Raw genomic sequence first — 12445 nt, 5'->3', positions numbered from 1 at the left:
CTCAGTGGTTCTCCTCGCCGGTGGCCGCGATGCCGACACCTTCCGGTGTCCACACCTTGCCGCCGAGCCGATCGATCAGGGTCCGGGCGAACTTCTCCGCGAGCTCGCGGGCGCCCTCCAGGGCCGAGGCCCGGATCTCGACCCACCACGCGGGGGTGTCGACGGTCCCGACCTCCGCGCCGAGCATCCGCTCGACCTCGCCGGGCACCTGGATCAGCAGCGGCAGCTCGATCGAGACCAGCGGCCGGTCCTCGTCGTCGCACAGCTGCACCACCGCGCCGCCGCTGACGGCGCGCACGCCCAGCTCCGCGCCCGCGGCCGCGAGGCCCGCCAGCACGTCCTCGCTGGACGGGCGACCGTCCACCAGGGCCACCAGGTCGTAGGTCATGTGGTCGTTCCTCCGCTGGATTCGGTAACAGGGGCCGGAGCCGGGTCGGCCATCGCCGTCTGGACGAGCTGAGCGGCGTCACCACGGCGTACGAACATGCCGCGTCCGGGCGGGTAGTCGCCCGGGTAAGCGCCGCTGAAGAGCTGGCCTTCGGCGCGGTCGCCGGAGAGCACCAGCCCGGCCGCGCCCGCCTCCATCACGGCGGACAGGAACGGCTCGTACATCTGCCGGGACGCGCCGGAGGCCCGCCGCGTCACGATGAAGTGCAGCCGCACGTCCCGGCCGGCCGCGATGTACGGCAGGAACGGGTCCATCGGCGACTGCGAGCCCGCGGTCAGCAGGTCGTAGTCGTCGGCCAGTACGACGATGCGCGGCCCACCCTGACCGCTGTCCGGGACCTTGCCGGTATCGTCCGGCATCCGCTTGGCGAGCTCTTCCGACACACCGGCCGCCAGTCCCCCGGCGATCCGGCCTGTCGGTGCGTAGCCGCCGACGTACGGGCCGGGGACGTACTCACGCAGTCCGCGCCGCGGGTCCATCACCGCGAACACCAGCTCGTCGGAGGTGTGCCGCTCGATCAGCTGCTGCACGATCAACCGGACGATGTTCGTCTTGCCCGAGCCGCTGTCGCCGAAGACGACCAGGTTGCTGTCCCGGCCGGCCAGGTCCAGGTAGACCGGGGCCAGCGCCCGCTCGTCCACACCGATCGGTACGACGGCCGGCTCGCGGATGTCGTCGCCGACCTGGTTCCGCGGCAGCTGCAGCGGCAGGATCCGGATCTGCGGCGCCGTCGGGCCCTGCCAGGTCGACCTGGCCTGGACGGCCTGACCTTCGAGGATGTCCGACAGGTTCTCGTCGGAGGCGACACCGTCGATCCGCGGCAACGCGACCTGGGCGAACAGCTTGCCGCCCGGGACCAGCATCCGGCCCGGACCGGACTTGCGCAGGACCTCCTGCAGCCGCCGGTCGATGTTCGAGTCGGTCGGGTCGTTGAGCCGTAGCTCGAGCATGGTCCCGAACAGGGCCTGGCTCTGCATCCGTACGTCGTTCCAGCGCATCAGCCCGGCGACCACATGGACGCCGTAGCTGCTGCCGCGCTGCAGGATGTCGCCCATCGGCTCTTCGAGCTCGTCGAATGTCGTCCGCAGTGCACCGAAGTTGTCGACCACCAGGACGACGTCCGCCGTCGGCAGCTCGGGGAGCCGGCCTGCCGCGTGGTCGGCGCGCAGCGCCTCCATCGTGTCGATCCCGTGGTTGCGGAAGACGCGCTCCCGGTGGTCGATCATCGAGCGGATCTCTTCGACCGTCCGCCGTACCCGCTCGCGGTCGGTGCGCAGCGCGACGCCACCCACGTGCGGGAGCCCGGCGAGCGCCTGCATCCCGCCACCGGCCAGGTCGAGGGCGTAGATCGCCACCTCGGCCGGAGTGTGCGTGTGGGCCAGCGACGTGACCAGGGTGCGTAGTGCGGTGGTCTTGCCGGACTGCGGACCACCGATGATCGCTGCGTGACCACCCGCCTTGGTCAGGTCGAGGCGGTACACCTCCTGGCGCTGGTGCGCCGGGTCGTCGATCACAGCGATCGGCGGCTGCATCTGCGGCGTCTGCGCGGCCAACTGCAGACCACGGCCCTCCACGAAGTCCGCCCGGCCACCCAGCCCGTCCAGCGTGCACGCGACCGGCAGCGGCGGCAGCCAGATCTGCAGCACCGACGGAGCGGCCTTCCGCACCTGGTCGACGAACACGGTCAGAATCGTCGGACCCGTCGTACGCTCGGTGGCCTTGGCCACGACCGGCTGCTGCGCAGCCTGCTCCGATTCGAGCAGCTGGTACGGCGGCAGCTCGTGCATCTGGAAGCCGTCTCCCTCGTCCTCTTCGACGAGCGTCGCTGACGGCGCGGTGTAGGCACCCGAGACGTACGCCGCCTTGAACCGCTGGTACACGCTGGTGTCGACCTTGAGGAAGCCGAAACCAGGCAGTGGCGGCAGGTGGAACGCGTCCGGAGTGTTCAGGACGGTGCGGCTCTCCTCCTCGGAGAAGGTGCGCAGACCGAGCCGGTAGGACAGATAGGTGTCGAGACCGCGCAGGACACCGGACTCGATCCGCTGACTGGACAGCAACAGGTGCACACCGATCGATCGGCCGATTCGACCGATCGAGAGGAACAGGTCGATGAAGTCCGGCCGCTGGTTCAGCAGCTCGCCGAACTCGTCGATGATCACGAACAGGTGCGGCAGCGGCGGCATGTCCGGTCGCTGGGCGCGGTGCATCCGGTAGTCGGTGATGTTCGCGATGTTGCCGGCGTCGCGCAGCACCTGCTGGCGGCGCTGCACCTCACCCGCGAGGCTGGCGTACGCGCGCTCGATCATGCTCGCGTCGTCCTGCAGGTTGGTGATGATGCCGGCCACGTGCGGCACACCCTCGAACGGTGCGAAGGTCGCACCGCCCTTGAAGTCGACCAGGACCAGCGCCAGGTCCTCAGGCGTGTGGGTGGACAACAGTGCGAGCACCATCGTCCGCAGCACCTCGGACTTACCCGAACCGGTCGCACCGATGATCAGACCGTGCGGACCCATACCGAGCTGGGCCGACTCCTTCAGATCGATCAGTGTGGTCGCACCGCTGTCGTCCACACCCAGCGGGACCCGCAGGAAGGCGCGGTCCGGGCGTGGCTGCCACAGCCTGTCGAAGTCGAGCTTGGCGACGTCGTCGATGTTCAGCAGGCCCATGAAGTCGACGTTCTCGAGGGTGGCGTCCTCCTCGAGCGACTCCGCCGACAGCCGCAGCGGGGCGAGCTCCCGGGCCACACCTTCGGCGACCGCCGCGTCCAGGTGGTCGACCTGCCCGCTGGCGGCGATCGGGTACGGTCCGCGCAGATCCTCGACCCGGACGTCGTCGCCGTACACGGTGATCCGCATGGTCACCTGGCTCGGCTCCTGGACCCGGTCGGCGACCAGGTGCAGCACGGTCACGCCGAGCTCCCCCGGCACCAGCGAGTCGTCCGCCTGCGGGCGCACCTCGGCGGCCACGTCGCCGTACGTGTCGTGCAGCACCAGCAGCCGCTGGGTCAGCCGGCGGCGGTCCGCGAAGTCCACCGAACCGCGCCGCGACTCGGTCGCCCACTGGACGCGCTTGGCCAGGTCACCGGACAGCATCTGCGCCAGCTTGCGCGGGCTGTCGGCGATCCGCCGGTACGGCGTCGGCCCCTGCCGCAGGTCCGGGTCCTGGACGTGCGGCAGCCAGCTCATCCACTGCCACTCGTTCAGGGCGTTCGGCGGGTAGCAGGCTGCCAGCTTGACGTCCTCCGGCGCGTGGAACACGGCGGTCTGCACGAGCAGCGCCCTGGCCACCCGTACGACGCCTGCCCGGTCACCGACGATGCTGACGTTGCCCACGTGGTCCAGCGGGATCGTCAGCGGCATGTCCGGGATCAGGGTGAACCGGCGTACCAGAGCGTTGGCCTCGGCCATCATGAACTGGTCCGGCGGCTCCATGGCCGAGCCGGACTGCCCGACGACGGCAGGCACCACCGGCACCCGGCCACTGCCGCAGCGCGGCTGCAGGAAGTCGCTGTCGGTCCGGCGTCGCTCCCACAGCCGGGAGACGTCCGCCACACAGTCCAGCAGCGCGTCCGGCGGCGGGTTCAGCTCCAGCGCCTCCGCACGCGCCTTGCGCTCCTGAACCGAGAACTCCTCCCGCATCCGCTCCAGGTAGTCCAGGTACTGGGTGCGCTTCGACTTGCGCTCCTTGCCGCCCCGGCCGCGCCCGGCGAGCATGCCGAACAGCGATCCGACCAGCGTGAGCACCAGCATCACGATGCCGACCATCACCATCGGGCCGGAGCGGCCCATCGTCATCATCGCGACCGAGCCGAGGCTGCCGACCATCGGGAGCAGCATCTGCATCGCCTGGCCGCCACCCCCGCCGCCACCACCGCCGAGTGTGGGCGCAGGCTCGATCACTCGCTGCTGCTGTACCCCGGGTGCAGGTGTGCGCCGCGCCGGGCGGTGCACGATCCGGCTTGCCACTAAGGTTTCCTCCGCTGACCAGCCCGCGGTTGCGCGGGGGAAATTCGTACTTCGTACCGAACGGATGCCCGGCACACTTTAGTGGTGGGAGAGGTCATGGGATGACAGGCACGAGTGAGGCGTTCGAGGTGGTTCAGGTCCTGGCCGACCTGGCCCCGATCTGGCTGCCCGGATGTGTGGTGGACACCACTGAGCAGACCGTGGAGATCGGCTGGGGCCGGGGCGCGCTGCAGATGTCGGCAGTGGTCGGGATCGGCGAGATCGTCGATCGTTGCCTTCAGCTACCACAGCACGTGTGGGCCGCGCAGATCGAGGCCTGGCTGCGCGCACTGGTCGCGGAGGGTGAGCTGGCGACCGAGGAGCACCGCTTCGGCGACGTCGGCGAGCGGCAGCGGGCGCTGCTGGTCCAGCGCGGCTGGTCCGCCCGTACGGCGGGCCCGGTCGCCGACGCGTTGCTGCCGTTCGGTGATCACTTCGAGGTGATCGTGTTCGTCCGGACCGGATCCGAGCTGCGCCGGCTGACCGTCGTCCGGCGATCGATGCTGGGCCTCGGCGATCCCTCCGCGCCGTCGCCGGTGCAGCTGAGCCTGGCCGAGATCGCGGATCTCGAACCGGTCGAGCACGACGGGATCACCGTGCTCAGCCGGGACGGCGATCCGCTGGTCTCGATGGCGATCGTCGACCGGGAGAACTTGTTGCCGCAGGCATCACGAGGAGCCGGCGTACTGGTTGGCGTACCGCGGTTGAGCACGGTCGCCTACTGCCCCGCGGACGCCGGGCAGGCCCGGGCCGACGCGCTGGCGCGCTGGATCGCGGAGTCCTATCGGGACGCGCCCGATCAATGCTCCCCCGACCTGTACTGGCTGCAGGGCGACCAGCTCGTCCAGGTTCCGGTCACGCTGGCGTCGCCGCCGAGCGTGGTACTGCCTGCCGCGTTGAAGCCGCAGCCACGGCGGACGTGGCTGCGGCACCTGTTCGGCCGGAAACCTACCGACTGGGCTGGGGGCTGACCGGCCCGGTCGTCGAGCCGTTGGCCGGCTGCTGCTTCTGGTTCTCCTTGGCCATCGACGTCTTGAAGTAGCCGTAGCCGGCGAAACCGGCGCAGATGACCGCGGCGATCATCACGCTCGCGAGCACCTTGCCGACCTGCTCGTTGAGAGAGTTGCGGACCCGGTCGGATCCGAACAGCCAGGCCTCGCGCAGCCGGCGGCGGCGGACCGCCACCGACTCGATGACCTGGGTGCCGTAGTTGCCCGACATCGATCAGCTCCTCGCTTCCGGCACCCAGCCGCGCCACAGCTCCGCGTGCTCGGCGTCCACCGTCGTCCCCGGCGGGAAGTCGAAGACACCGTACCCCGGCCGGTACGCGGCCACGAGCAGGTCGAGATCGTGGCACAACGCCATCCCGGTCTCGGGCCGGGCGGCCACCAGCCGATCGAAGACCAGCCGCGCCTCGCGCTGCTGGACGGCCTCGTCGTTGCCCAGCCAGATGTCGACCTCGATCTGGAACCCGTCGATCGCCTGCACGTCCTCCGGCGCCGGATCGGGCTCGGCGTGCAGGTTCGGCTGGATCAGGTAGCCCAGCACCCCGCCCTCGACGGTCTGCGCCGGACCGCGCAGACCGTACTGGTCCGGGCCGGCCGACGAGGTGTCCGGGATCGCTTCGAGCCCCAGGATCCCGGCCAGCGCCTTGACCTCGTCCGGGACGCTCCACGTCGCCAGCAGGAAGATGTTCTCCCGCGCGGCCATCAGCTGTTCTCCTTCACGTACGTCACGAGCCGGCCGTCGCCGAGGATGACGCGCACTGTCGCCGCCACCGTCTTGCCCGGCTGGCCGAGCGCCTTGCGGTACGCCTTGTAGGCGTCCTCCTCGGTCAGACCGACCTTACTGCCGTCGATGACCACCTCGCCGTCCGGCGGCACCTGGTCACTGGCGTCGTTGATGTTGCGCTTGGCCGCGTTCGCCGAGCCGCTGTTCAGCGTCTTGAACTCGGTGATCCGCCCCTCGTCGGCCGGATGCGTGCGCACCATCGACTCGGGGTTCTTCAGGTGCTGCTTGGTGTGGTCCTCGGTCCGCGCGTCGACCCGGAAACCCTCCTGCTCCAGCCGGTCGGCGATCTCCCGCTCCTTCGGCTGGAACTTCCCGGACGGGTCGTGCACACCCGGCTGGAACTGGTCGCCGAGCGCCTTGTGGTGGAACGCCGGGTCGAAGCCCGGCTGGTCGCTGGCGCCGAACTTCGAGTCCCCCGGCCGCCAGTCGCCGGCGTCCGGCGTACCGGCCTGATGCGGAGCAGGCGGCGTACCGGCGTGCGGACCGGCGAGGTGCTCCGGCAGACCACCCGGGAAGTAGTGGTCCAGGTCGTCGGCATCGACCATGTGGACGACGATCTCCTCGGTCGTCCGCGGGTTGCCGTGCTGGTCACGCCACGACGACTCGAACTTCACCTTCTCGCTGATCCCGACCGGCACCAGCCGCTCCTTGGCCGGCAACAGGTACTCGCCCTCGGACAGCTCGCGCGAACTCATCTTCCCGACCGGCGCCCCCTTCCGGGTGTGCACCTCGAACACCACCCCGACCCGGTTGTTCGACTCGGTGAACCGCGTCGCCACCTTCGGATCGATCGTCGTGTGCTGGATTCCGCCGAACTCCTTCGGCTTCCCCAGCCCGAACTCGTCCTTCGCCCACTGGAGCAGGTCATCCTTCTTCATCCCCCGCGGCGCCCGCACCCCGCGGTACACGGTGCGAGGCGTCTCCGCGAGCGGCGCCTTCCGGATCAAGCTCTCGACGTCGCGCGCCACCTGGATCGACCGCTCGGTCAGACCACTGTTCGGGTCCTTCCGCATCAGGTCCGGCAGATCGTCGACCGAGTGCCCCTTGTGCATCGCCCGATTGATCGCGGCGTACTCGTTGGCGGTCATCAGATCCATGGCTTGCGCCTCGGCAGGTGTCGCCCGCCGAGCGAAGTCGTCACACTCGGCCTCGTACTTCTCCATCGTGTGCTGGTCCGACCGCCGAACCTTGTTCGACGGCTGGAACCCGTAGTCCTCGGGGTAGAAGTCGGCGTTGGAGTCCTCGAGGAACTTCTTCGCCGCGTCCCCGTCGGCATGCGTCGGCTGACGCGTCTCCGGCTGACGCGGCGCCTCCGGCTGATGCGGCGCCCGCGAGTCCGCGGCGCGAACGGTGTCGGCGGACACCCGCTGCGTCGCATCAGGATCCGCACGGTGTGCAGGTCCGTCGTTCAGATCACCCGTCCGCCGGGCAAACGGATCCGCCGGCTGCTCCGGCTGATGCGGTTGATTCAGATGCTCAGGCTGACGCGGTGCGTCCGGCTGATGCCCGACGCGCGCGTCCGCGTTCCGGATGGTCTCCTGCGGGATCCGCTGCGTCGCATCCGGGTCCACCCGATGCCCGGGCCCGTCGTTCAGATCACCCGTACGCCGAGCAAACGGATCCACCGGCTGTTGCGGTGCATCCGGCTGACGCCCCGGGACGTGCGCCTCAGGTGCATGCGGAGCCGTCGGCGCGTCTGCATCCGGCGTGTGCGGAGCATCCGGCGTACGGGGAGCATCTGGCGTGCGTGGTGCCGCGGGCGCTTCCGGCGTGTGCGGTGCCGCGGGTGTTTCTGGGGTGTGCGGCGCGGGCGGGGTGTGTGCCTCGGGTGTGTGCGGGGTGAGTTGTTGCCACTCGGTGCGGCGGATGCCTTCGGTGGGCGGGCGGTTGCCGGCCATGCGGTCAGCGATCGGCGAGCGGGGCTCGTCGATCCCGTCCAGTACGTCGCTCAACTGGCGCCCGTCCGGAGTGGTGTTCGGGTTGGTGGGCTGGTCGCCAGTCGGGCGGTGGGGCGTCGGCTGCTCACCCGGTCGGGAGGTGAGATGCGAGTCGCCGTCGAGCGCGTCGCGGATGGACTCCGGCGCGTGCTCCGGGGTCCGGGGCTGCTCCGGGGTCCGGGGCTGCTCCGGAGTGAGGCGGTCGCGGACCTCCGGCTCAGGCGTTCGCGGCTGGGCCTCCGACTCAGGTGTATGCGTGGGCGGCTGCGGGTTCTCCGAGCGTCCGGGACTGAGCCTGTCAGCCAAGGACTGCTGCCCCGCCGGCGCTGCGTCGGCGTGGGTTGGCCGCGCGGGGCCGTCCAGGCGGGACGGGTCCCATTGGGGCCCTGCCTCGGGCTGGCCGGCATGCGTCGGCGTACCAGGGGTTTCCGGGGTGAGGCGCGACGAGACCGGGTCGCTGCCGTGCGACAGCGGACGCTGGTTCTCCGGCGGGAGCTGCCGTTGCGAGGCCGGCGGAGTGTCGGGGCTGCGCGGGATGCCTTCCCACGTCCCGCCGGGCTCGCGCACGCTGAAGTCGAGGTAGTCGAGATCGGACTCCACCGGCGGCCGGTGGCTGTCCTTGATCATCTCCTTCTCGATCACCGCCCGCTGCTCCGGACTCCCATCCGGGTACCGGCGTGCATTGGCCGACGGCTGACCGTCCATCCACTTCATGTTGCCGAACTCGTCGACGTACGCCGTGAAGCGGTGACCGCCGCCACCGGTGTAGTTGACGCCGATGTTGGCGTGCGTGCCGGGCGGGCGGTCCTTCAGCGCGTCGCGGACCCGCTGGAACGCCTGCTCGTTGAACTGCGGACCCGGCGGCTGCTGCGGGTGCCGCCCAACCTTGTAGCCCGGCGGTACGTCGTCCAGCCCCATCCACTCCAGGGTGGTGTCGGGGTGCTCACCGCTCTTGAACTTGTTCCCGGCGGCCAGCCGCGGCTGCTCGCCGTTGAAGATCTCGCAGATAGCCCGCGAGACGTCGGGGCAGTTCATGCCGTAGTGCAGCGACTTGGCGTTGTCCGGGTTGAGCTTGTGCACCCAGTCCGGTGCGTTCCGGACCGGGTTGTCGCCGACCTTCTGCGCGAGCTCACCGGCCCGCGGGTCCCGCGGGTCCGGGTGGATGTGGCTGAACGAGTCCACGGTGGTCCGCGGCTTGTTCGGCGCCGGCCGCATGTACTCCGGCTTCATCTCGTCGATGAGCTTCTGCCGCTCGAGCGGACTGTCGTACTTCGGGTCGTTGCCCGCGTCGTGCGGCTTGTTCGGGTCGTGCGCCAGCCGCGGCGGCTCGGTGCCCGGGTCGTGCGGGCGCGAGTACAGGTGGTCGTCCGGCCCGTGGTGCGGTGCGTAGCCAGGCTCACGACGCCAAGCAGGTGTGTCGTTCAGCCCGCTCGGATCACGGTAGTCCGGCTCGCGCTCGATCCGGCGCCCGGTGATCGGATCCCGCTCCGGTTCCCGCGTGCGCGGGTTGTCCGGCGTACGCGCGTTGTCCGGCGTACGCGCGTTGTCCGGCGTACGCGCGTTGTCGGGAGTGCGGGCATTGTCGGGAGTGCGGCCGGGTGTGGTGGGTGCGTTGGGGTCGTCCACGCGCGGGGCGTTCGGTTCCGGGGTGCGGCCGCGCACCGGCTCGACGCCGTCGAGACGCTCGCCGATCGTCGGCTCCTTGCCGGCCAGACGGTCCGGGATGGACTGCCGCGGCGTGGGCGGAGTGTTCGGTTCCGGGGTGCGGCCGCGGACCGGCTCGACGCCGTCGAGACGCTCGCCGATGCTCGGCTCCTTGCCGGCCAGACGGTCGGGGATGGACTGCCGCGGCGTACGCGGGACCGGGTCGCCGGCCAGGCGCTCCGGGATGGTCGGCTCTTTGCCCGCGAGCCGGTCCGGGATCGACTGCCGTGGCGTACCAGGTGTGGTGTCCGGGGTGCGCGGAGTACCGGGCGTGCGCGGTGCGTCCGGGGTGTGTGGGGCGCCGGGATGCATCGGCGTACCGGGGTGCATCGGCATGATCGGCGTGACCGGGTCCGCCGCCCTGGCCGGAGTCACGTCCGGGGTACGCGGTGCGTCCGGGGTACGCGGTGCGTCCGGGGTACGCGGTGCGTCCGGGGTGTGCGGGGCGTTCGGGCTGTTCGGCGTGTGGGGCGAGTCCGGCACGTTCGGCGAGTTGGGCGTGTGCGTGCCCTGCGCGTGCGCCGCCGGAGTGCTCGGTGTGTTGATGCCCGGCGTGTGGGTGCTGGGCGTGTTCGTGCCCGGCGTGTGGGTGCTGGGCGTGTTCGTGCCCGGCGTGTTCGTGCCCGGCGTGTGCGTGCTTGGAGTATTGGTACCGGGCGTGTGCGTGCCGGGCATGTCGTCGAGCGACCGCAACTCTGGGGTGTGCGTCGAGCTCGGGGTGTGCGTGGAGCTCGGAGTGTGTGTCGACGTCGGCGACCCGGGCGTGTGCGTCTGGCTCGGCGCCTCCGGCGTCTGCGCCTGAGTGGGCGCGTCCGGGGTGTGCGTCTGGGTCGGCGTGTGCGAGGTCGTCGGGGTGTTCGGCGTCTGCGGCGTCCCAGGCGTATGCGCCTGGCTCGGCGCATCCGGCGTGTGCGACGGCGTCGGAGAGTTCGGCGTCGTCGGATTGCTCGGCGAGTTCGGCGTCTGCGGGGTCGTCGGCGAGCTGGGGGTGTTCGGAGCGTCCGGCGTGTGGGTCTGGCTCGGCGCGTCCGGAGTATGCGTCTGGCTCGGCGCGTCCGGCGTATCCGGCGTGTGCGACGTACCCGGCACATCCGGCGAGCCCTGGTGGGACGACGGCATCGGGTCGTGCGTGACCGGCGTACTGGGCGTGTCGATGCTGTGGATGTCCGGTGCGTCGACGTGCGGGGTCGACGTCGGGGTGTCGACCTTCGCGTTCGGGACGTCGTGCCCGCCCACACCCGGTACGTCGGCGTGCACCTTCGGCACGCCCTGCATCTTGAAGTTCTCGCCGACGATCGGGATCTTCGCCAGACCGTCGACGACCGCGCCGACCTTCGGAATCTTCGACACCGCGGCCAGCGCCGAGTCGTGCAGGCCGACCTTCAAACCCTTCGCGACGTCGGCGATCTTCACCACCTTGACCACGGCGGCGCTCGCGACGCCGAGCTTGCCGGCGGTCGCCGCTGCCTTGATCGCGCCACCGGCGCCGAACGTACCGACCGTGCTGACGATGTTCGTCAGCGCCATGCCGAACGCCTTGCCCGGGTTCTTCGACCACTCGTCCCAGGCGACGAAGCCCTTGAGCATCGCGACGCCGTTCTCGCCGAGGTCCTTGACGAACTGCGGCCGCTCGAGACCGAACATCTTCTCGGCGCCCCAGGCCACCAGCTCGAGTGGGGCGAAGGCCAGGTGCGCCGCGAGTTGCCCGACGCCCTTCCAGGCGTTGCCGGCGTCCTCCCAGGTGGGCATGTCCCAGCCCCACAGGTTGTTCTTGACCCAGTCGCGGACCGTCGGGATCGACGCGATCGCCGGCAGGATCGGGATCAGCGTGAGCAGACCCTCGACGGTCTCACCGAGCACCTGGGCGACCCCGACGAGGGCGTTGACCGGGAACTCCAGGACGTCCTGCCACAGCGGCTTGTCCCGCTCCTCGTGGGTACCCCACGGCTCCTCCGGCGGGTCACCCTCCTGCTTCGGCTCTTCCTTCGGCTTGTCACCTTCGCGGACACCGGTCTTGGGGTCCCAGGCCTTGCCGCCGTGCAGCCGGACGATCGCGTTCGCGGTGTCGAAGCAGAGAGTCGGGAACTCCTCCTTCATGATCCGGTGCACGTCGTCGACCATCCGGTTGTTCCAGTCGATCATCATCTGATCGTTCTGCCAGTCCGGATTGCCGTTCTTCTTCTGGTGCCACTCGAGCGCCTGGCGGCGGATGTCCTTCAGCTTGTCCAGGCGCGCGCGGGCCTCCCCCGCCAGGTGGTCCAGGTGCTGCGCCATCGCCGGCAGGCTCGGCCCGAACTCGCTCAGGTTCTTCTGGATCTTCTGCGTCGAGTTGACCAGCAGCTCACGCTCCGGCGCCTCGTAGCAGCCGTTCAGTCCCTGGAACGTGTTGTGCACGTTGTTACCGAGGTCGACGAACTGCTGGCCGAGCGCGCTCAACGGCTTCACATTGGACTCGAGCGACAGCACGAGGTTGTTCAGCGGTGCGATCGGGATGCCATCCGGCTTGATCATGTCAGTTCAGTCCTCGGTCACGTGTGGTCGACGGGTCGTGCGGCGGTACG

At 70.2% G+C, this 12445-nt stretch carries 6 protein-coding genes; 1 reads left to right on the top strand and 5 read right to left on the bottom strand.

Translation table 11 applies throughout. The annotated features are described in order from the left end of the window. Position 1: 1 nt before the first annotated feature. Positions 2-388 (bottom strand): hypothetical protein, encoded by a 387-nt coding sequence (locus ABZS29_RS21885; RefSeq protein WP_355464110.1) that lies wholly within the window; start codon positions 386-388, stop codon positions 2-4. Then, positions 385-4347, bottom strand: coding sequence for a type VII secretion protein EccCa (gene eccCa / locus ABZS29_RS21880; protein WP_355464109.1), 3963 nt, complete (start codon positions 4345-4347; stop codon positions 385-387). Before eccCa ends, ABZS29_RS21885 begins: the two co-directional genes overlap by 4 nt. Before the next feature lie 167 nt (positions 4348-4514). On the opposite strand from eccCa, the gene ABZS29_RS21875 reads away from it, so the two are divergent. After that, positions 4515-5423: a hypothetical protein gene (locus ABZS29_RS21875; RefSeq protein WP_355464108.1), complete on the top strand. Its 909-nt coding sequence runs from the start codon at positions 4515-4517 to the stop codon at positions 5421-5423. On the opposite strand, the gene ABZS29_RS21870 is transcribed toward ABZS29_RS21875, so the two are convergent. Genes ABZS29_RS21870 through ABZS29_RS21860 form a run of 3 tightly spaced genes read right to left on the bottom strand, consistent with a single transcriptional unit; the run spans position 5401 to position 12395 of the window. Further along, positions 5401-5673 carry a hypothetical protein gene (locus ABZS29_RS21870; protein ID WP_355464107.1) on the bottom strand — a complete coding sequence of 91 codons (273 nt, stop codon included), beginning with the start codon at positions 5671-5673 and terminating at the stop codon, positions 5401-5403. The two genes, ABZS29_RS21875 and ABZS29_RS21870, sit on opposite strands and share 23 nt — an antisense overlap. 3 nt (positions 5674-5676) lie before the next feature. Further along, on the bottom strand, positions 5677-6162 hold the full coding sequence (locus ABZS29_RS21865) for a hypothetical protein (RefSeq protein ID WP_355464106.1): 486 nt from the start codon (positions 6160-6162) through the stop codon (positions 5677-5679). Continuing rightward, positions 6162-12395 carry a toxin glutamine deamidase domain-containing protein gene (locus ABZS29_RS21860; RefSeq protein WP_355464105.1) on the bottom strand — a complete coding sequence of 2078 codons (6234 nt, stop codon included), beginning with the start codon at positions 12393-12395 and terminating at the stop codon, positions 6162-6164. Before ABZS29_RS21860 ends, ABZS29_RS21865 begins: the two co-directional genes overlap by 1 nt. Positions 12396-12445: the final 50 nt, after the last annotated feature.

Source organism: Kribbella sp. NPDC005582 (assembly GCF_040605415.1).
In the GTDB taxonomy this organism is placed as follows: Bacteria; Actinomycetota; Actinomycetes; order Propionibacteriales; family Kribbellaceae; genus Kribbella.
The sequence above is the reverse complement of the archived record's forward strand: the minus strand, read 5'-3'. Positions and strand labels throughout refer to the sequence as shown.

Coding starts and splice junctions, on each gene's coding strand:
- ABZS29_RS21875 (WP_355464108.1), top strand. CDS start 4,515: ATGACAGGCACGAGTGAGGCGTTCGAGGTGGTTCAGGTCCTGGCCGAC.
- ABZS29_RS21865 (WP_355464106.1), bottom strand. CDS start 6,162: ATGGCCGCGCGGGAGAACATCTTCCTGCTGGCGACGTGGAGCGTCCCG.
- ABZS29_RS21885 (WP_355464110.1), bottom strand. CDS start 388: ATGACCTACGACCTGGTGGCCCTGGTGGACGGTCGCCCGTCCAGCGAG.
- ABZS29_RS21860 (WP_355464105.1), bottom strand. CDS start 12,395: ATGATCAAGCCGGATGGCATCCCGATCGCACCGCTGAACAACCTCGTG.
- ABZS29_RS21870 (WP_355464107.1), bottom strand. CDS start 5,673: ATGTCGGGCAACTACGGCACCCAGGTCATCGAGTCGGTGGCGGTCCGC.